Annotated in this window: 18 protein-coding genes; 11 read left to right on the top strand and 7 right to left on the bottom strand. The window is 34.9% G+C overall.

Going from position 1 to position 19,104, the window contains the following annotated elements:
- The first annotated feature begins 111 nt into the window (after positions 1 to 111).
- From A9D35_RS13155 to A9D35_RS13165, 3 genes are read left to right on the top strand one after another with little or no spacing between them, the layout of a single operon-like run.
- A complete protein-coding gene (locus A9D35_RS13155; protein ID WP_066223729.1) occupies positions 112 to 687 on the top strand; it encodes a BfmA/BtgA family mobilization protein in 576 nt (191 codons plus the stop codon).
- Positions 653 to 1,687, top strand: a complete 1,035-nt coding sequence (mobB, locus tag A9D35_RS13160) for a MobB family relaxase (protein ID WP_066223731.1) — start codon at positions 653 to 655, stop codon at positions 1,685 to 1,687. The genes A9D35_RS13155 and mobB overlap by 35 nt, the downstream gene beginning before the upstream one ends.
- Positions 1,684 to 3,129 (top strand): type IV secretory system conjugative DNA transfer family protein, encoded by a 1,446-nt coding sequence (locus tag A9D35_RS13165; RefSeq protein ID WP_066223733.1) that lies wholly within the window; start codon positions 1,684 to 1,686, stop codon positions 3,127 to 3,129. Before mobB ends, A9D35_RS13165 begins: the two co-directional genes overlap by 4 nt.
- Before the next feature lie 3 nt (positions 3,130 to 3,132).
- On the opposite strand, the gene A9D35_RS13170 is transcribed toward A9D35_RS13165, so the two are convergent.
- From A9D35_RS13170 to A9D35_RS13180, 3 genes are all read right to left on the bottom strand, one after another.
- Positions 3,133 to 3,738 carry a nucleotidyl transferase AbiEii/AbiGii toxin family protein gene (locus A9D35_RS13170; protein ID WP_235817901.1) on the bottom strand — a complete coding sequence of 202 codons (606 nt, stop codon included), beginning with the start codon at positions 3,736 to 3,738 and terminating at the stop codon, positions 3,133 to 3,135.
- A gap of 69 nt (positions 3,739 to 3,807) precedes the next feature.
- Positions 3,808 to 4,293: a helix-turn-helix transcriptional regulator gene (locus A9D35_RS13175; protein WP_066223737.1), complete on the bottom strand. Its 486-nt coding sequence runs from the start codon at positions 4,291 to 4,293 to the stop codon at positions 3,808 to 3,810.
- 69 nt (positions 4,294 to 4,362) lie between these two features.
- Complete coding sequence (locus A9D35_RS13180; RefSeq protein WP_066223739.1) at positions 4,363 to 4,731, bottom strand: helix-turn-helix transcriptional regulator; 369 nt, start codon at positions 4,729 to 4,731, stop codon at positions 4,363 to 4,365.
- 861 nt (positions 4,732 to 5,592) lie between these two features.
- On the opposite strand from A9D35_RS13180, the gene A9D35_RS13185 reads away from it, so the two are divergent.
- From A9D35_RS13185 to A9D35_RS13195, 3 genes are read left to right on the top strand one after another with little or no spacing between them, the layout of a single operon-like run.
- Positions 5,593 to 8,646 (top strand): SusC/RagA family TonB-linked outer membrane protein, encoded by a 3,054-nt coding sequence (locus A9D35_RS13185; protein ID WP_066223741.1) that lies wholly within the window; start codon positions 5,593 to 5,595, stop codon positions 8,644 to 8,646.
- A gap of 19 nt (positions 8,647 to 8,665) precedes the next feature.
- Positions 8,666 to 10,096: a RagB/SusD family nutrient uptake outer membrane protein gene (locus A9D35_RS13190; protein ID WP_066223743.1), complete on the top strand. Its 1,431-nt coding sequence runs from the start codon at positions 8,666 to 8,668 to the stop codon at positions 10,094 to 10,096.
- A gap of 28 nt (positions 10,097 to 10,124) precedes the next feature.
- Positions 10,125 to 11,468, top strand: coding sequence for a TlpA family protein disulfide reductase (locus A9D35_RS13195; protein ID WP_066223745.1), 1,344 nt, complete (start codon positions 10,125 to 10,127; stop codon positions 11,466 to 11,468).
- 78 nt (positions 11,469 to 11,546) lie between these two features.
- Here the strand turns inward: A9D35_RS13195 and A9D35_RS13200 are convergent, their stop codons facing one another.
- The 4 genes from A9D35_RS13200 to A9D35_RS13215 all read right to left on the bottom strand — a co-directional run bounded on the left by A9D35_RS13200 (position 11,547) and on the right by A9D35_RS13215 (position 13,731).
- Positions 11,547 to 11,786 (bottom strand): DUF6520 family protein, encoded by a 240-nt coding sequence (locus tag A9D35_RS13200; protein WP_066223747.1) that lies wholly within the window; start codon positions 11,784 to 11,786, stop codon positions 11,547 to 11,549.
- A gap of 36 nt (positions 11,787 to 11,822) precedes the next feature.
- Positions 11,823 to 12,284, bottom strand: coding sequence for a MauE/DoxX family redox-associated membrane protein (locus tag A9D35_RS19695; RefSeq protein WP_141675536.1), 462 nt, complete (start codon positions 12,282 to 12,284; stop codon positions 11,823 to 11,825).
- 98 nt (positions 12,285 to 12,382) lie between these two features.
- The gene (locus A9D35_RS13210; RefSeq protein ID WP_066223751.1) at positions 12,383 to 13,300 is read right to left on the bottom strand and encodes a helix-turn-helix domain-containing protein; all 918 of its coding nucleotides are present in this window, start codon (positions 13,298 to 13,300) and stop codon (positions 12,383 to 12,385) included.
- 53 nt (positions 13,301 to 13,353) lie between these two features.
- Positions 13,354 to 13,731: a DUF7793 family protein gene (locus tag A9D35_RS13215; RefSeq protein WP_066223753.1), complete on the bottom strand. Its 378-nt coding sequence runs from the start codon at positions 13,729 to 13,731 to the stop codon at positions 13,354 to 13,356.
- 247 nt (positions 13,732 to 13,978) lie between these two features.
- On the opposite strand from A9D35_RS13215, the gene A9D35_RS13220 reads away from it, so the two are divergent.
- The 5 genes from A9D35_RS13220 (at position 13,979) to A9D35_RS13240 (ending at position 19,096) form a co-directional block, all read left to right on the top strand.
- Positions 13,979 to 16,408 carry an aminotransferase class I/II-fold pyridoxal phosphate-dependent enzyme gene (locus tag A9D35_RS13220; protein WP_066223755.1) on the top strand — a complete coding sequence of 810 codons (2,430 nt, stop codon included), beginning with the start codon at positions 13,979 to 13,981 and terminating at the stop codon, positions 16,406 to 16,408.
- Between the two features lie 61 nt (positions 16,409 to 16,469).
- Positions 16,470 to 17,315 carry an RteC domain-containing protein gene (locus A9D35_RS13225; RefSeq protein WP_066223756.1) on the top strand — a complete coding sequence of 282 codons (846 nt, stop codon included), beginning with the start codon at positions 16,470 to 16,472 and terminating at the stop codon, positions 17,313 to 17,315.
- Positions 17,316 to 17,616: 301 nt separating this feature from the next.
- A complete protein-coding gene (locus A9D35_RS13230) occupies positions 17,617 to 17,895 on the top strand; it encodes a helix-turn-helix domain-containing protein (RefSeq protein ID WP_066223757.1) in 279 nt (92 codons plus the stop codon).
- A gap of 11 nt (positions 17,896 to 17,906) precedes the next feature.
- Complete coding sequence (locus A9D35_RS13235; RefSeq protein ID WP_066223759.1) at positions 17,907 to 18,437, top strand: hypothetical protein; 531 nt, start codon at positions 17,907 to 17,909, stop codon at positions 18,435 to 18,437.
- Positions 18,434 to 19,096 carry a P-loop NTPase family protein gene (locus A9D35_RS13240; RefSeq protein ID WP_066223761.1) on the top strand — a complete coding sequence of 221 codons (663 nt, stop codon included), beginning with the start codon at positions 18,434 to 18,436 and terminating at the stop codon, positions 19,094 to 19,096. The genes A9D35_RS13235 and A9D35_RS13240 overlap by 4 nt, the downstream gene beginning before the upstream one ends.
- Positions 19,097 to 19,104: the final 8 nt, after the last annotated feature.

Raw genomic sequence — 19,104 nt, forward strand, 5'->3', positions numbered from 1 at the left:
GTCATCCCTTTGTTTATAGGGTTATTATGGTTGATGGATTTTTTTTTGTGGAGTGTTTTTTATGAAAAAAGTGGCTCAGACCAGTAAAATCAACAAATTTTTTATGAAAAAATGGATAATGGATACGAAAAAGAGGGATTTGCAGGCTTAAGAATAAAGACTTCAGTCGCTAGGAAATTTCGGAAATTCTGTAAGCATTATGGGAAATCCCAATCGCTTAGTTTACTGGATATGATTTTGTTTTTTGAGACCAATGAGATTAGTCCTTCAGAACGATTTGGAGAAACAATAACGAGTTTGAAGTTTCAGATGAAAAGAAGGTTTAATGCTTTAATAGCTATTATTAAATCTATTGAAAAACATCAAACAGAACCTACCGCATTTTTAATGAAACAGTTGTTTGAGGTTAGCGCCCAGCAGGAAGCCGAAAATCATATTGATTTTACACCCCAAGAATTGATTACTGAAAATGAGGAATTGGAGTATTATCAGAATCAGTTTAGAGACAGTCAGAAACGATATCTCCAACTGAAATCCGACACTGGATTAATACTTAAAAAATTGAAATATATCAGAAACAATTTTGGGATGGGGTATTACCGACTCAATTTAAATAAGGAAGATATACAACGCATTAAAAACAATTTGGACCATGTACATCACGATAACTCCTCAGAAATTAGGTAACAGTTATAATAGTTCGGTTGCTGATTTTGTGTCTTATTTGGAGAAAGAGAATGAAGATAAATCATTGGATGAAATAGAGCATTTCTTTAACCAGGATGGTGAACAGTTTCGAGCTAAAGATGTTATTAAGGATATTGATGGAAATACTGCCAAACTTAAAAAAAGTGAGCCCCGATTTTATTCCATAACTGTGAATCCTAGTAAATCGGAATTAAAGCATATTCAAAATGATAGTGAAAAGTTAAAGGCATATACAAAGGCTATTATGGAAGATTATGCTAAGGCGTTTCATCGAGACATAGAAGGTCGAGCAATAGAAGTTAAGGATATTAAATACTATGCAAAGCTGGAACACGAAAGACTATATAAAGGCACAGATAAAGCCATTAAAGAAAATGCTCCTTTTCATAAGAAAATTGTTAGGCTTGAAAATGAGATTCAGAAAATTAAAAGTGGTAAGATGGTAGGGGACGTAAGTAAAAAACAAAACCAAATTAAAAGACTGGAGTTTGAAGCACCTCATAAGATTAATGGAAAAATGATTACACAAGGAATGGCTAAGGAAGGTGTGCAATCTCACATCCATATTATTGTAAGTAGAAAAGATCAATCTAACCGTTATAGTTTGTCACCTGGGAGTAAATATAGTGCCTCAGAGGTAGAGTTTAATGGTAAGAGGGTAAAGCGTGGGTTTGATAGAGATCAATTTATCACGAATGCCGAAAAACGTTTTGATGAACGCTTTAAATACAATCGAAATTTTGTGGAAACCTATAGGGCCAGAAAACTTTTGGTTAAAAAGCCACATCACTATTACGCTAATCTTTTAGGATTGCCCAAAAATGAAAAAGCAATAGCATTTAAACTATTGGCCCAAGCAGGCGTTCCGACAACCATGCTTAATGTACCAACATCTCAAACCCAATTAGTCTTAAAAGCGATAAATAAATTAAAACAAGGTATGGTTAAAGCTTTAGAGTCAGGATCTATTTCTATATGACAACTACAATAGCACATATTATTTTGTATATCGTCATCCCAATTCTGGTGATTTTTATAGTTATAGCAAGTGGGATATTTAAATCCGATCCCAAAAATTTAAATAAACGATATCAAGTACGTTTTAAATTGAATAGTGGAAGATTAACTATCGATAATATCAAACGTGGGGTTTCTATTATTGGTTCTGCAGGGAGTGGAAAAACGGAAAGCGTCGTTTTCAATCTCCTACAACATTTTAGTGCGTACCAGTTTTGTGGTATTATTCACGATTATAAACATTTTGAGTTAACTGAAATTGCGTATCCGCTGTTTAAAGCGCAACAGGAATTACACTTCTATACAATCTCATTTGACCATATCCATAGTAAGGTAAACCCAATTGCTCCGCGATATTTACCAAACGAGGAAAGTGTTAATGAATTATCTAGGGTGCTTATAGAAAACTTATTAGAAGTTCACGGAGAAACAAATGCGACCTCCAGATTTTTTAATGATGCTGTTGAAGGGCTTTTGGCAGGGATGATATGGAAAATGAAAACAGACTATCCCAAATTATGTACTTTACCACATATTATTGCTTTATTTGAAAGTTTACCGACTAAGCGATTAATAGCCTTTTTAAGCACAAACATAACTGCTAAAAGTATGGCTAGTGCGTTTATAAATGGAATTGAATCTGAAAAACAAACAGCAGGAGTAAAGAGTACATTATCTAATGCGTTTAAGAAAATGAGTTCTCAACGCATCTTTATGGTATTATCAGAGGATGAAGTGCCTTTAGATCTCAATCATCCTGACCACCCTTCGGTGGTTTCAGTAGTTAATAATCCGAAATATGAAACTGCATATGCGCCCATTTCTGCTATGATCATGCATACCGCTGTAAAACAAATGAGTGTAAGGAATCGCAGACCGGCTTTTGTTTTAATGGAGGAGGCACCTACAATCAAGTTATTAAACATGCCGCGAATTCCTGCCACATTAAGAAGTTTTGATATCGCTACCATTTATGTAATGCAAGACAAAATTCAGAATGATATCCTTTATGGGGATAAGGCTAGTAAGGCTATTTTATCTAATTTGTCTTACCAGTTTTTTGGTAAAGCTAACGATCCAGATACAGCTAGATACTATGAACAGTTTTTTGAAATGATTAAAGTACCAACAAGAAGTATCAGTAAAAACAGTGGATTAAGCATGGAGAGCCGGATAACAAAAGGCGAGAGAGAAGTCTCGAAGCGTCGTGCTAGCATCTTTTTTAGATTGAAACAAGGGGAGTTTATTGCTTTTGCCGATGGCAAGGATCGAAAAGTTAGGTTTAAACTTCAAAATATTGAAAAAGTAATGCCCCAGTTAAATGGGACCATTTCGGAACAAGAATTAAAATTTAATTATGAGAAAATTTATAGAGACGTAACTATGATTATAAAATCAGGTTAGAGGCTAATTAATATTGTTTTCAGTATAATTGTTGATTCTTGTTGTAATATCATCCTTGATAAACTCCCAATACTTTCCATAATTACAAATAGGGTCAAAATCATCGTCGGCTTGTGAAAAGTCGATAAAATTTTTCAAAATTAGAAACCTATCATGGTCATATGGATAACGTTGCTCATGCAACTCTAACATTTTAGCAAGGTCAAAGGATTTGAAAAGCTCATGAAGATCCCAAAAATCTTTCTTTCTTCCACCTCTTTGAATAACATCTAGTTTCATTGCGATTACTTCTTCTAGAGATGCCATTCGAATGGTATCTACCATAACGGGAGGCTTTATAAATTTGTCTGTGTAAAACAGATCTAATTTTATGGAGTTGATAGAATCCTTGCCTACAAAGTAGGATTTACCCATACCAACCGGAATGTTTTCAAGATGATCTAAATAAGGAAAGGTATTCTTTAAAAATGCTTCAATGTTATCAAAATCTATGGAATCATATGGGGCATCACTAAAGAGGTCAATATCTATAGATTCTCTATGCCCAATTTGTAGACTTAGAGCCGTTCCGCCAACTAAACGAAAGTTTTCAAATTCTTTTGCAGCCATTAGAACTAGTAAGCTGTCTTTTAGTAACTCATTTACCGTATTATAATATAACATGTGATAAAAATAACTCTATTTATGAGAAGGTCGATAAGGTCTTCGTATATCAGTTTGTAAAGCTATTTTTATTTTCTTTGCCCCGTAAAAGCGTCTGATTTCATTTTGCTCAGATGCATTACCACGTTCGAAAACACGCCTAATTACTGCCTTATACTGTTTGTTCCAGTCTATTTTTTTTATATCGGTATCCCAAAATAATGAGGTTCTTAAAACAGAGCGGTTAGGTGTAGGATGATTTGTTTTTTTATTTTCCTGATCGATATCAAAATACGTTTGTAATAGGGCAAGTGTACCTTGTTCTAAATCTAATTGCTTTTCAATTTTTAAGGCTAGTGCCGTATTTAGGCTTCGCTTGCCTTTTGTTATGGCATTTAAAGTCTGTGGATATTCGTTAATAGATAAGGCAAAAGGTCGCTGGCGAAGCAATCGCTTTTTTAAAAGGTGTTCAATAACAAACCCCGGGTGTATACCTTTGTATTTTTCTATTAACTGATACATAATACAAATGTAAACAAAATTGTTTATGTTTTAGTAATGGGTTACAAGCTATTCTAGTTTGAATAATTCTTAACCATTACTTTTTTGTTTAAATTTTTCTTTAATCAATTGTTTTAAGGATGTGTAATACTCCCTTTTGGTTTGGGTAAGCTTTTCTTCTAGATTAATGGTTTCATTAACAATGAAAAGTAATTCATTTAGAGTTTTAAGTTTGAATAAATTGCAAAATTCAATTTCTAAATTTTGACTCAGTAAATATAATTTATCCCAACTACAAGAGTTTTCAAATCGTTCAATTCTTCCTATACTTGTTGAATTTGTATCTAAAATCAATGATAATTGATGTTGTGAAAGTCCTTTTTTAAGCCTTGCTAATTTGAGCTCACATCCTATTTGTATGTTTAAAATTGATAACTCAAATTCACTGTAATTTCTCATAATGTAAATTTTGAAAAATTCAGAATATTTATTCGTTACAAATTTGTATCGAACAATTTGTTTTAGTATATTGCATTGATATTAATACACTTATTGGTGTATTTTTTAAAAAGGAATCAAATACTTAAATTCTCGATATCTAAAGCTGGTACTTTTAAAATTGAGATGATAAGTGAAGTGCTCACACTAAATTGGTGTGAGCATGTTTTAATACTTAAGTATAAAATTGTTTAGAAATAAAATTTAACAATATAACGGGTAACTTTAAGCCTATTGAAAAAGAGTAAAGGATACAAGCAATTGAAAATAAAGAAGGCACAATACAATATTGAGCTTACGGTGTATTTTATCCTTTACCCTAAAAAGCCTAAATGCCCTATATAATCCACTTTTTCTTACGGGAGTGACGTCATGAATATGATGGTTTTAAATCTACTTTAAAATCAGTTTTGGAACGGTACAACTTCTTTCTCCTGTAATTTACAATTCCACATAATCATGGTATCCAGCCATGAAACGATATTCCCTAATTAGTATTAATAGCCCTTACGAGGGTAAGGTATGCTTTGTATTAACTAAAAAAACTATGCCTATGAATTTAAACCTTTGAATTAGTTAGAGTACAGCTGGGTGGCCGTAATTCCAGCTAAATTACGGTTAGGGTGTTTACTGGTAGACTGCCCAGTTATTATAAAATGATGTTAATTATTAATTTTTTAAAAAATTGCTTATGGGGTAAACTTACTTAAGAATTAAAACAGTTAAAGGAACTGAAAATAAAAAGAACCCTCCATTCACCGTGCAAAGTATCTGGAGGGCAAATTCAATTAAAACAACGTTTAATTAAACCAACTCAAAATTATGAAAAATACCTTTGTAAACAAGGTAAAGGGACTGCTTATTTATGTTCTTTTTCTCGCCTTTGCTCTAGAGTCTTATGAGGTCTGGAGTCTTCCAGTTACTAATGTCTATAATATTAGTGCATTACAACAAACCCAACAAGTGTCTGGAAAAATCTTAGATAATTATGGCATGCCTATTTTTGGCGCCAATGTAATGGTTAAAGGTTCTCATAAGGGCACTTATTCAGATGAAGATGGTCATTTTTCCATTACCGTAATTTCTACAGACGTACTTATAATAAGTTACCTAGGATTTCAAACGAAAGAAGTTGAAGTCAGACAACAAACTCAATTTACAATTACCTTAGAAGAAGCTGTAACAGATCTTGAAGCTGTAACTATTAATGCAGGTTATTATTCGGTGTCTGAGAAGCAGCGGACAGGAAATATCGTCAAGATAGATTCCAAGATTATAGAAAAACAACCAGTAAATAACCCCTTAGCAGCAATGCAAGGGCATATGTCAGGTGTTAACATTGTACAGAACACAGGTGTTCCTGGAGGCGGGTACAATATAGAAATAAGAGGAAAGAATTTTATTAATGGAGGAACCGACCCCCTTTATATCGTAGATGGTGTACCATTCAGTTCACAACCTCTAAGCTCTAATGATGTATCTGGGGAAATATTTTTTGGTAATATAAGCCCATTAAATGCGATTAACCCCAATGATATTAAAAGTATAGAAGTGTTAAAGGATGCAGATGCTACAGCAATTTATGGCTCTAGAGGAGCCAATGGTGTTGTGCTTATTTCAACCAAAAAAGGGCAGAGTGGAGGTACAAAAATCAATGCCAATTTTAGTAGCTCAATAGGTCAGGTCTCCAATTTTCTGGATCTTTTAAATACCGAACAGTATTTGGAATTGCGAAGGGAGGGAATTACCAATGATGGTTATGGTTCTTTCTTAGAGGGGTCTGCTTTTGATTTTTTCTGGCCGGATGTTAAGAGTTGGGATAATTCCCGTTATACAAATTGGCAAAAAGAATTAATTGGAGGTGCAGCCTACCGTAATAATATTCAACTTTCCGTTTCTGGTGGTAGCGAGCAAACGCAGTTTCTTCTTAGTGGAACCTATCAAAAAGAGACAACCGTATTCCCTGGTGATGCCAATTATAAGAAGGCTAGTGTACACAACAACTTAAACCACCAATCAAGCTCTGGGCGCTTTAAATTAAATTTTTCAACCATTTATACTAATGAAAAAAATGTATTACCAAGAACAGATTTTACATATAATGCTTATACTTTAGAGCCTAATGCCCCGCAGTTGTATGATGATGAGGGTAATATCAATTGGGAAAATAATACTTGGGACAATCCGATGGCCTCGTTAGAAGAAATCTATGAGGTAACTATTAATACCCTAATAAGTAATTTGGGACTTTCTTATAATGTTTTACCTGATTTGGAGTTAAAAGCCAATTTAGGATATAACATTTCTGATTTAAATTCCAATAAAATACTTCCATCATCGGCGAGGAATCCAAGATTCGGGTTTACACCACAAACCTATTCATCCTTAACAAACAATAATTCTAAACGATATTCATGGATTGCAGAACCACAAATAAATTGGTTAAAAATATGGAACAATATAAAATTGGATGTTTTGTTTGGTGCTACATTTCAAAAAGAAAACACTCAGCAATTAATCCAAAAGGGCACTGGCTTTCCAAATGATAACTTGATTCAAAATTTAGCTGCCGCCGAAACTCTTGAAATTTTAGAGGATGCCGATAGTGAGTATAGTTACCAAGCGGTGTTTGGTCGTGTTAATTTCAGCTTAAAAGATAAACTTATCCTGAATATAACAGGACGTCGGGACGGTTCTTCCCGGTTTGGTCCAGGAAATCAATTTGGGAATTTTGGAGCCATTGGAGTAGGGTGGATATTTTCGGAGGAATCTATTTTTAAACACGGCTCCTTATTAAGTTTAGGGAAATTACGTGGAAGTTATGGGACAACGGGTAGTGATAACATTGGTGACTATGCATTTTTAGATACTTACAATGTAACAGGCTTCGATTATGATGGTACAACTATACTGAAACCTACTGGAATTTTTAACCCATTATTTGGTTGGGAAGTAAATAAAAAATTAGAATTAGCCTTGGAACTCGGTTTTTTTAATGATCGGGTTTTATGTAACGTTTCTTGGTATCAAAACCGATCTTCAAACCAATTAATAGGAATTCCCTTGGCTGCTACAACAGGGTTTCCTGAGCTGCAAGGTAATTTTGACGCTACGGTTGAGAATAGGGGAGTGGAACTCGATTTTAGTTCCATAAACCTTCAAAACAAGAATTTTAAATGGACAACAACCTTTAACATTACAATCCCCAAAAATGAGTTATTGAAGTTTGATGATTTAGAAAATTCTGCATTTGTAAATAGATATATTATAGGAGAACCTATTACCATTATAAAACTTTATAATGCTCCTGGGGTCAGTCCTGAAACTGGTTTTTACCAATTTGAAGATCTAAATGCTGATGGTGTTATTAGTAAACCATTTGATAATCAGGTGATAGATGATTTTTCACCAAAATTCTATGGTGGTTTTCAGAATACGATAAGCTATAAAAACTTTACTCTTGACTTTTTCTTTCAGTTTAAAAAACAAAGAGCATTTAATAATTTGAGATGGAAAGCAACACCTGGTCTTAGAGGCAATGGTCCAGTAAGCTTGCTTGATAGATGGCAAGAGGAAGGAGATTTAAAACCATATCAAATGGTTTCTGGTGGACTTTCTCCAAGCGTCGGGCCTATTGATTGGAATATAAAGGAAAGTAATGCAGCGGTTTCTGATGCTTCTTTTGTCCGTCTGCGTAACATCTCTTTAAATTATCAGGTACCAACCACAACTAGGAATTTAGAGGTAAACCTATATCTGCAAGGACAGAATCTGTTGACCTTTACTAATTATGATGGACCCGATCCTGAGGAACCCTATAGTTCTGTATTACCCCCTTTAAGACAATTTACACTTGGTGTTCAAGTAGGGTTTTAAATCTAAAAAAAACAATATTATGAATTATAAAATTAACCATAGATGTATTCAAGAGTTAAGTATTGACTCGATTGAATACCGTATTAATACTTTAAATACATTTTTTTTACTACTCCTTTTTATCTGCTACACTTCATGTAGTGATTTTGTAGAAGTTGATCCTCCCAAAAATGTATTAATCTCGGAAACCGTTTTCGATGATCCTGCAACAGTTGAATCGGCCCTGGCAAATATTTTTTATGAACTACGTGAAGAGGGAATGGTATCTGGAAATTTCGGGTTGACCTCAATGATGGGTATTTATAGCGACGAACTGGATTATTATGGATTTGAACCCAATAGCATGGAAATGTTTTACCATAATGTTTCAGCTTCTAATAGTTATCTTTTGCAGTGGTGGAGCCATGCATTTAATTTGATATATGCAGCTAATGATGTAATAGATGGTGTAGAAAATTCAAATACCTTAAATCCAAATGAAAAAGCACAGTATAAGGGGCAAGCCTTTTTCGTAAGAGCTTATCTCCATAGTCTTTTATCTGATGTATTTGGTGAAATTCCATATATCACTACAACCGACTACTTAGAAAATGATTCAGTAGTTCGACAACCAATAACTAGTGTAAACGAACAAATTATATTAGACCTTAATTTGGCCGTAGATTTGCTAGAAGGGTATGTGGGTAGTAGTGAACGTGTATTACCTAATCAATCTGTCGCCAAAGCTTTATTGGCTAGAATGTATTTGTATACAAACAATTGGGAGTTAGCCGAAGAAATATCAAGTGACCTTATCGCCGCATATATTTTAGAACCAGACTTAAGTAAGGTGTTTTTGAAGGAATCATCAGAAACAATTTGGCAGTTTAAACCGGGAGACAACCCTAAAAACACCATGGAGGCCAACCAGTTCATTATACAGCTCATCCCGGGGCAGCAATTTGCCTTAACCAATACTTTTTTAAATGGCTTTGAACAAGGAGACTTAAGGTTAAGTCACTGGGTTGGTAGTGCTTCAAGTTCTGATGGTACTACTACGCTTTACTATCCGTACAAATATAAGGCCTATATAACAGAAACACAGTCATTGGAATACTCTATCGTTTTCCGTTTGGCAGAACAGTATTTAATAAGAGCAGAGGCAAGAGCTCATCTCGGTGATATTTCAGGTGCACAGGACGATTTGAATAGGATTAGAAACCGTGCGGGTTTGCAAAATACTTCAGCAAATTCACAAAATAGTTTATTGGAGGCCATTTGGAAGGAACGTAGAGTAGAATTGTTTACTGAGCAAGGACTACGTTGGTTTGATTTAAAACGAACAGGAACGGCAGGTAAAGCTTTAGAGGTTCTTAAACCAAATTGGAAAGAAACCGATGCGTTATTTCCCATTCCAGAATCAGAACTAGAAATCAACCCGAATTTATTACCTCAAAACGTAGGCTATTAAAATACTAAAGTTAAAAATATTTAAGATTATGAAAATGAATTTTTATTTAAAAACAGTAGGAGTGATAGCACTTATATTGTTGATAAGCATGTCATGTGCTAAAGAAGAACAATCCAAGAATACTATGGCCAAAGTAGAAGTTCCTATCAGCAACATTGAGGCAGAAAATGCTTTTAAGAATTTAGATACCCTAAAATCCTATTTTTGTGATTATCCAGAAGAATGTGAACGTTATAAGAAACTAACATATTTAGAGAAACGAAAATTTGAAGAGAAAGTCTATAAAAATAGGTTACAATTGGCTCTTAATTTCTTAGATTCTTACCCCAATGATCCACACTATTTCGAGGTATTAAAATTTTTCTTTAATTTAAATTTTGAGCCTTGGTTTTTGCAGGAAGTAATACCAGATAGTTTATCATTATTTTTATCTAAAGAAATTAAATACGGTACTTTAGAATACTATAAAAGACGTAGATCATTACCTATAGATATTCAAGCAAGAAGTGAATGGTTGAATAAAGGGCATGAGTTAGCTCAAAAGTTTTTAAAAACAGATGCACCTATAGAGGATAAGCTTAATGTTGAAGTAGCATTAATGGCTCGGGATTTTCGTTTGGCACTAAGAAAACACAAAGGTCTCAACATAAAAAAGCAGGGTTTAGAAGCTCAGTACTGGCGTGATTTTGATAAATATTATTGGGAGTGGTTTCTGTTAAAGATGTTTGATCTCACAAAAAAATATTCTGAAACCGAAATAATAGCAGATTATGTTAATCAATTTAATTCCTTAATGACCTCGATAACACCGCACTTAACACAATCGTATTGGGAGGGTTTCTTAGATTTAACGGCTATTGGTCAACCCCTTTCTAATAATGCAGGTTTTAAAGCCATTCATGAAATGGCAAAAATAAACCTAGAGGCATTAGAGCGTATTGATTTGTCCAAACCCTTGGAAATGGAATTTACCTCTATCAATGGCGATAATATAAATCTTAAAGATATGAGGGGAAAAGTAGTCCTAATAGATTTTTGGTCGATAGTATGCGCACCTTGTATAACAGAAATGCCACATATACAAGAAATGTATGATAAATATCGAGATCAGGGGTTTGAGGTTATTGGTCTGGCAGCTGATGGTGATAGTTCAAAGGATCGGGTACTTGAAATTATAAAAAAACAAGGAGCTACATGGCCACAATCTTTGGATAAAGGTAAAGATGTGGTTGTAAGTTATCATTCGTTATTAAATATTAAAGGCTACCCAACAGTATGGCTGTTAAATAAAGAAGGCATTATTGTAGATAAAAATGCTAGAAGAGAGCGTTTGGAGCCCTTAATACGACAATATCTAGGTTTGGAAGATTAAGATTGTTTCATGTTTCTGATTTAATTGAGAAAAGGTGCCAATTAGTAAGGCACCTTTTCAATTAAATCAAACGCCTATCTATGGCAGTGATTTTGTCATAGGTTCATTATAATTTTGATCCTTAAAAACTTGTTGCTCAAGATAAGTACAAGGTTCCTCAACTTCTGATTCACAGTCTACCTGAACCTGAATTGGACCAGATGGTCCTTGAATGTAACCAACGTTTAGTAATTCAGTACTGTTTGATGCAAAGGCCAAGCCTACGGCTAATAATATTGCAAAAGCTGGCATAATGAATTTAAAAAATGAAGTTTTCATAATAATTAAAATTTAAAATTAATGACCTACTCTTTTTTACAGGTTTTCGGTCTTCTCCTGCAATCGCGCAATTGTTTTTTTATAGCTCTGAAATAGAATTCCAAAGATTGTAAATAGTATAAATGCAAGGTTAAAAATAAGATGGTTCTTCCAACTTAAATTAGAAAGAACACCACCACAGGAGCATGGAATGTTATCACTAAATTTTAAAACGCTAAAAATATATAGGGTAAATGCAGTCAGTATGATTAGACTACTATATAAACCTAATGTTCTATATTTTTTTGAAATTAATGTTATGGCAATTAATATTTCAACAACAGGAATTAACCAAGAGAGTAAACTAGAAAGCGGTGAAATATATGGGGATTGGCTTAACTGCCATGAAAAATGTTCAAAGTTGATCAACTTGGAAATTGCTGCATAAAGGAACAATACCACCAAAAGATTGGAAATTATTTCAATTATAAAATTTCTATGTTTTTGCACCCATTTCATACTATTTATACCTGTTTGATTTGTAATGGTATAAAGTTAGGAAAGGCAAATGTTCTCTAAGGGAGTATTTCTGGTCTGTAAGGGATTAATTGCATGTTTTATGAGTTATTGCGTAGCGTTCTGGGGCGGTAATTATAATATGTATAGAATTCCCGTGAAAAATGTGAGGGTGTTTTAAAGCCCACGGTTTTTGCTATTTCCTTGAAAGTCATTTTGGTATGTTTGACTAATACATGTCCTTTCTTTAGACGTTCTATTTTTAAATATTGAAAAACAGTCATGCCGTATAATTCTTTGAATCCTCTCTTGAGTTTAAATTCATTAATGCCAAAGCTGTGAGCAAAATCTTTTAAGGAAGGTAGGTCATGTTCTAGGTGATCTATTATAAATGTTCCAGCTCGACGAATGTTATCGATGTCTTTACTGGAAAGCGATTGTTTATAAATTTCCTTTTGAGAGTTTATTTTGAGTTTTTTTAGGTTTAATTTTATTGAATGATCCCTTTGCACAAGGTCAAATGTGGTTAGCAGGATCAGATCTTTAAGTCGTTCATTATTTTGAAACCGGATTACAAAACACTTGGCTTTAAATTCCAGGCCTTGTTTTGTATTAAAGATCAATTGGAGTGATTTATTATAGAGCAGTTTGTTTTGAATAGATGTCCAAGTTTTTAATGATGCTTTTGATAACAAGGATGTAATGGAGTGACCGATAAGATCTTTGGGGGCATATCCTAAAGATGTAATAGTACCCTCGTACACCTCAATTATAATATGTTGCAGATCTAAAACCAAGGTGAATTGGTTGGTATGTTTATAGGTGTTTCTGGAATTGATAAAGCCTTCGTGTAAAAACGAATCCTTGATTTCTTCAGCTACCATATTGACCAATGCGGAAAGGGCTTCCAATTCATCGTTGTGATCAGTACGGGCTATTTGAAATGAAAAATTACCATTTATTATTTCCAATAATTGATTATGAATGTTTTTTAAACGTATTTGATCTTGTGAATCCATGGCAACGAGTTGGTATTTAGTTTAAGGAGAGGTAATCTTTTCTGGTATTTTCTTTATTGCAATTCAGTAAATGTTGATAAAAAAGCTAATGCTTCAGTGTCATTTTTAAAAATATCTATGGGAACTGAGGGGAGATTTCCTTTGATATACATTTCAGAATATACTTGGGAAACTGGATTGTTGGATATTAAAGCAAGAGCCTTAATAAGTGCAAAGCCATCAGTAGAAAAAAAGCGTTTGGCGGCCATATCAAAATTCCGGACCCCTCGGATATCACATAGAATGGGCAAGGCCTTACCTTGCTGTAATTTAAGGCGGTCTTCCATGATCAATTTGGCAGCATACAGGTTGATCTCCACACCTTCTTTATAGATAGCATAGAGTACACCATTCCTGAGCCAAGTGGAGGCGTAGTTGTTTTCTAAATGCATTTTGCTGGTACTTTTAAGTGATTATTAGCTATTTAAGTTACATTATTTTTTAATAGGTGTATTTAAAAAATGTAAGAAAATCCTAAAACATATCTGTAAGGGATTTTTTTTGGTCTGTAAAGGATTAATTGAATCCCAGAACATGCGTTTTAGTTGAATTTGGATCGATTTTGATTAGCTTGAATGGGAATTAAGGTTTTTAGGATCTAAAACCATTCATATTTCACTAATTAATACCTAATACACTATGGCTAAAATTAAACCCAACAATTTTTTGGATATTGTCGATGAAGTCTTTACCGATGCTACCAAGCACGGTGTCATACACCTGTATGCCGATGGCGAATCACTCTCAGGAAGAACCATTGGGATTGATGGTAAATCCCTATTTCATTTTGGAACAACAGGCTATTTGGGACTGGAACAAGATGAACGTTTAAAACGGGCGGCCGTCGAGGCCATTTTACGATATGGTACGCAGTTTCCTTTGTCTAAAACCTATGTATCCCATCCGCTATACCAAAGTTTAGAGGAAAAGATTTCAGAAATGTACAGCAATCCCGTAATCATTACCAAAAATAGCACCTTGGGCCATATCGGTGTTATTCCGAGTGTGGTTTCCGATCGTGATGCCATCATTTTAGATCATCAAGTGCATTGGAGTGTTCAAAATGCCGCCAAAGTATTAAAAACACGGAGTGTTCCCATTGAAATGATCCGGCATAACAATTTAGATATGTTGGAGGACAAATTAAAAAAGTTAGCTTCTAAACATCAAAAGATATGGTATATGGCAGATGGTCTTTATTCCATGTTTGGAGATGCAGCACCTGTAAAAGAGTTGTTAGACTTATCCAAAAAATATCCGCAATTGCATCTGTATTTTGATGATGTCCATGGAATGAGTTGGGCAGGAAAACACGGTTCAGGGTATGTCATGCAGGAGCTAGGGGAGCTGCCGGAGCACATTCTGGTGTTTGGAACCTTAAGCAAGACCTTTGGTGCCAGTGGAGCGGTTCTGGCTTGTTCGAATAAAAAAATGTATAGTAAAATAAAAACATTTGGAGGTCCATTAACGTTTTCTGCACAGCTAGAACCAGCCTCAGTCGGTGCAGCCATAGCATCGGCCGATATTCATTTGTCGGATGAGATTTATGTACTGCAAAGGGAGCTTCAAGAACGAATAAGCCTATGTAATGAGTTGCTCAAAGCAACTGATTTGCCTTTAGTAGAACGCAATAATTCCCCTGTATTTTATATCGGAACAGGCATGCCCATCACCGGGTATAATTTTGTAAACCGCTTACTCAAAGAAGGCTTTTTTGTAAATCTGGGATTATTTCCTGCTGTTCCCGTTAAAAATACGGGCGTGCGTATAACCATTTCAAGACATAATCAACCAGAAGAAATTAAAGCCTTAGTTGATGCTATGGATTATCATTTTCCAAAGGCACTGGAGGCCACATTTACAAGCCCACAAAAGGTGTTCCATGCTTTTAACCTAAAGCAGAATAGAAAAGAAGAGGAACAATACAAGCAAAGTGTTCCAGGCCTCACTATGGGTTTTTACGAAACCATAGCGGATTTGGATCAGGAGGTTTGGAATGAGATCTTTGGGAGTCATGGTGTATTTGATTATCAGGGCTTACAATTTTTGGAGCAGACTTTTAATGCCCAACAATCGAGGGAGTCCCAATGGAAATTTTTTTACATCATCATTTGGGACCAACTGCAAAAACCAATTCTTGCCAGTTATTTTACCTATGGACTTTGGAAGGACGATATGTTGGCACCAGAGTCGGTGTCCAGGGAAATCGAGTCAAAACGTATGAATGCACCACTGTATATGACATCATATGTCCTCAGTATGGGATCCTTGTTTACTGAAGGCGATCATTTGTTTATCGATACATCCCATCCCTTATGGCTCAGTGCCATGCAACTGATGTTAAATCAAATAGAGCAACTGGACAAGACCCTTAAACCTGCCATGATTGTTTTTCGGGATTTTGAAGAGGATGAAGTACTTAATGAGTTTTTTCACAACCATGGCTTTTTTAAAGTGTCTATGCCCGAATCAGCCTATATTTCAGAACTAAAATGGCGAGATACAGATCATTATGTCAAAAGCTTATCATCCCGATCTCGAAGGCATTTTAGAAAAGATATTAAACCGTTTGAACCTTTTTTTGACGTGGATATTACATCCCATTTATCACCCCAAATGCAGTCCCGATGTTATGGATTATTGGAACAGGTTAGACAAAATAATCAAGGACTAAATACGTTTGCCTACCCACCTGATATATTGGATAAGATGTCATCACATCCCTATTGGGAATTTTTGGTTCTCACTCTAAAAAAGGACTATACAAGGAATGAACTACCAATTATTGTGGGTGTCATGTTTTGCTATAAAAACGTAGGAAACACCTATGTTCCTGCTTTTGTAGGCATGGATTATGCCTATGTGCAAAGCCATCAAGTATATAGACAACTATTGTATCAAACCATCAAAAGGGCAGGAGAATTAGGACTTCAAAATATAGACCTTGGAATGACCGCAGCATTTGAAAAGAAAAAATTAGGAGCGGTAATTAGGCAAAAAGTAGCCTATTTACAAGCGAAGGACAATTTCTCTATGGAATCACTGGAACTTATGACTAACAAAGTGTAAACTAATAGAATTAAAGTAGGATCAAATATCCTCCCTAAGGTTATTTTAAACAATCTAATGCATGGACAGCAATTATCAACACGTGGTTGAAGGGTTTAAAATAAAACTCGAAGAACTAAACTATAGCAATATTACGTCACTTGGTACAGCAAACCAAGGCATATTGTTGTGCAATGATGCCCTGTACCATTTAAAGAAAAAGGTTGAGCGACACGGATTTAAGTCCGTCGATGAAGAAATCTATTTTTTTAAACAGATTAAAGTCGTTCCGCTGAGCTTCTTGGTGTATTTTTCAGAAGTCAGGTCCTGTCAACTCAAAATGCCTAAATTGGGGAAGCAAAATAAATTAACTTTTCTCAATAAGCGTATGTGCCGCGTAAATAAATTTTTTAAGCGGCATTGCGATTTTGTGGATTATATGGACCAGGAACTGAATTACCTAGACAAACAATATTTCACCCGATCCTACCAGGTCTTTCCAAAATATGCACTCCCAGAATCAGCTTACTTAGACCCCAAATTTTTTACCTCCCATGATATGCTATGGGCACGCATAAAAGGTATGGATGAGTTTGTGTTTTACATTCAGAATATTAGGCGTGCCATTGAAGAACAGGAAGCAGCCTATTTACCCCAAAACAAAATACATAAGCCCCTACAATGGACGTCTTCAAAAATAGCGCTCATTGAACTCATTTATGCCTTGCACGAATCTAAGGTGATCAATCATGGAAACGAGGATCTCAAGTCTTTGGCATCCATTTTTGAACACCTGTTTGATTTGCCCTTGGACAACATCTATAAAACCTATGCAGAGATCAAGGCGCGAAAGGGGCTTAGGGCTCGGTTTCTGGAAGAACTTATCCAGCGCTTCAATTACAAAATGGATAGGGACGACGCTCTATAATTGATGTTTAATATCCTAAATTTAGAACGTAACTACGTCCACCTTACGTCCATTCCGTTTTTCTTCTATTTTATTTAAAACACACTGATTTTTATTCATAATTACCAGGTCGAACTAATAAAACATCCTAAAATAGGTCAGAATTTATGATGTTAAAGTTTGACGTAACTACGACTGTCTACCGTAATATACTGATTAAAACCTCACAGCTTTGTACAACGAAAGTCAAATCAGAACAAAGCCGTTCAATAGTTATTTATGAGGTGATTATGACGGCTTTGTTTATTAAAAAACAAAGCACATGTCAGCACGAATCATTACTACCGATGAGCTTAGAGAATTTAAGCTCGAATTACTAGAAGAACTGAAAGTATTACTGTCCAAAGAGGCCGAGTATAAATCTAAAAAATGGCTCAAATCCCCAGAAGTCCGAGAGCTATTAGGTATCTCCCATGGGACATTACAAAATTTAAGAATCAATGGCACTTTACCTTACTCTAAAGTCGGGGGTGTATTGTATTATGATTATCATGATATTATAAAGGTCATCGAAAATCATAAGATCCATAATACATACTAAAACCAAATGTTATGGAAGAGATCAATTATATTAAACATTTGAATGCTGTATTTATACAATTTTCAAAAGATGGGCGTTTAAATCCCACACATATCAGTTTGTATGTGGCACTTTTTCAACTCTGGAATATGTATCATTTTCCAGAGACGTTTTATATCAATAGGCAGGAGGTTATGATGCTGGCGAAATTGGGATCAAAATCCACCTACCATAGGTCAATTAAAGATTTATCACATTGGAGCTATTTGTTGTATAGTCCTTCAAAAAATAAGTTTAAAGGGAGTCAAATCATGATGTTTCAATTTGGGACAAGTAGTGGACAAGAAGTAGACCTTATCGGTACCAAAAGTGGGACAAGAAGTGGACAAGAAGTGGTATCTAAAAGAAAACATATACAAACAGTAAAAAACAAAGAAAACGATAACAAACAGGAGCATTTAAATTTTAAAAATTCTTCAGGACAAAACAAACGAAACAGCAGTGTCCCATATCAGGACCACTTGAAGGTGACTTCCAATAAAAACTATCATGAACCGTTATGAAACAGATCCAACCACATATCATCACAGAAGGAGATCGTACATACACATTGGGCAATCTCCAGGGCAAAAAAATTACTTATGATTTTGAGAGTATCTTGGAGTATTTGGTAGACAAAGGACAACAGGAGTATGGTACCAAGTTTAGAATTCATAAGGAGGATCGCGATATTTTATTCAAACTTTGTAATTATTTTATTAAAGATGAAACCAACTGCAGACGCTTGAATATTGATTTAAAAAAAGGCATTTTGCTTAGTGGCCCTGTGGGCTGTGGCAAAACCAGTTTGATGAAATTATTGCGCCATATCGTACCACATCAAAAACCGTATAAAATCATACCGGCGCGAAATGTCGTGTTTGGGTTTAACCATTTGGGCTATAAAACCATAGAGGATTATGGCGATATGAACTATGTGTGTTTTGATGATTTGGGTATAGAACCTCTAGGAAGACATTATGGTAAAGATTGTAACGTGATGGGAGAGGTCATTCTCTCGCGCTATGAACTGTTTTTAAACCATAAGGTAAAAACACATATAACCACTAATCTTAATGCCCAGGAACTCGAAGAGCGTTATGGTAATCGTGTACGCTCGAGAATGCGGGAACTGTTCAATTTGATAGCCTTTGACTCGGCCACCAAGGATAAACGACGATAAGCACATTA

Origin of the sequence: Formosa haliotis (assembly GCF_001685485.1) — a bacterium.
GTDB lineage: Bacteria > Bacteroidota > Bacteroidia > Flavobacteriales > Flavobacteriaceae > Formosa > Formosa haliotis.

Bases quoted from the DNA above. Each gene is read 5' to 3' on its own strand.
- A9D35_RS13155 (WP_066223729.1), top strand. From the start codon at position 112: ATGGATAATGGATACGAAAAAGAGGGATTTGCAGGCTTAAGAATAAAG.
- A9D35_RS13220 (WP_066223755.1), top strand. From the start codon at position 13,979: ATGGCTAAAATTAAACCCAACAATTTTTTGGATATTGTCGATGAAGTC.
- A9D35_RS13180 (WP_066223739.1), bottom strand. From the start codon at position 4,731: ATGAGAAATTACAGTGAATTTGAGTTATCAATTTTAAACATACAAATA.
- A9D35_RS13235 (WP_066223759.1), top strand. From the start codon at position 17,907: ATGGAAGAGATCAATTATATTAAACATTTGAATGCTGTATTTATACAA.
- A9D35_RS13185 (WP_066223741.1), top strand. From the start codon at position 5,593: ATGAAAAATACCTTTGTAAACAAGGTAAAGGGACTGCTTATTTATGTT.
- A9D35_RS13210 (WP_066223751.1), bottom strand. From the start codon at position 13,300: ATGGATTCACAAGATCAAATACGTTTAAAAAACATTCATAATCAATTA.
- A9D35_RS13240 (WP_066223761.1), top strand. From the start codon at position 18,434: ATGAAACAGATCCAACCACATATCATCACAGAAGGAGATCGTACATAC.
- A9D35_RS13215 (WP_066223753.1), bottom strand. From the start codon at position 13,731: ATGCATTTAGAAAACAACTACGCCTCCACTTGGCTCAGGAATGGTGTA.
- A9D35_RS13190 (WP_066223743.1), top strand. From the start codon at position 8,666: ATGAATTATAAAATTAACCATAGATGTATTCAAGAGTTAAGTATTGAC.
- A9D35_RS13225 (WP_066223756.1), top strand. From the start codon at position 16,470: ATGGACAGCAATTATCAACACGTGGTTGAAGGGTTTAAAATAAAACTC.
- A9D35_RS13230 (WP_066223757.1), top strand. From the start codon at position 17,617: ATGTCAGCACGAATCATTACTACCGATGAGCTTAGAGAATTTAAGCTC.
- A9D35_RS13200 (WP_066223747.1), bottom strand. From the start codon at position 11,786: ATGAAAACTTCATTTTTTAAATTCATTATGCCAGCTTTTGCAATATTA.
- A9D35_RS13170 (WP_235817901.1), bottom strand. From the start codon at position 3,738: ATGGCTGCAAAAGAATTTGAAAACTTTCGTTTAGTTGGCGGAACGGCT.
- A9D35_RS13175 (WP_066223737.1), bottom strand. From the start codon at position 4,293: ATGTATCAGTTAATAGAAAAATACAAAGGTATACACCCGGGGTTTGTT.
- mobB (WP_066223731.1), top strand. From the start codon at position 653: ATGTACATCACGATAACTCCTCAGAAATTAGGTAACAGTTATAATAGT.
- A9D35_RS13195 (WP_066223745.1), top strand. From the start codon at position 10,125: ATGAAAATGAATTTTTATTTAAAAACAGTAGGAGTGATAGCACTTATA.
- A9D35_RS19695 (WP_141675536.1), bottom strand. From the start codon at position 12,284: ATGAAATGGGTGCAAAAACATAGAAATTTTATAATTGAAATAATTTCC.
- A9D35_RS13165 (WP_066223733.1), top strand. From the start codon at position 1,684: ATGACAACTACAATAGCACATATTATTTTGTATATCGTCATCCCAATT.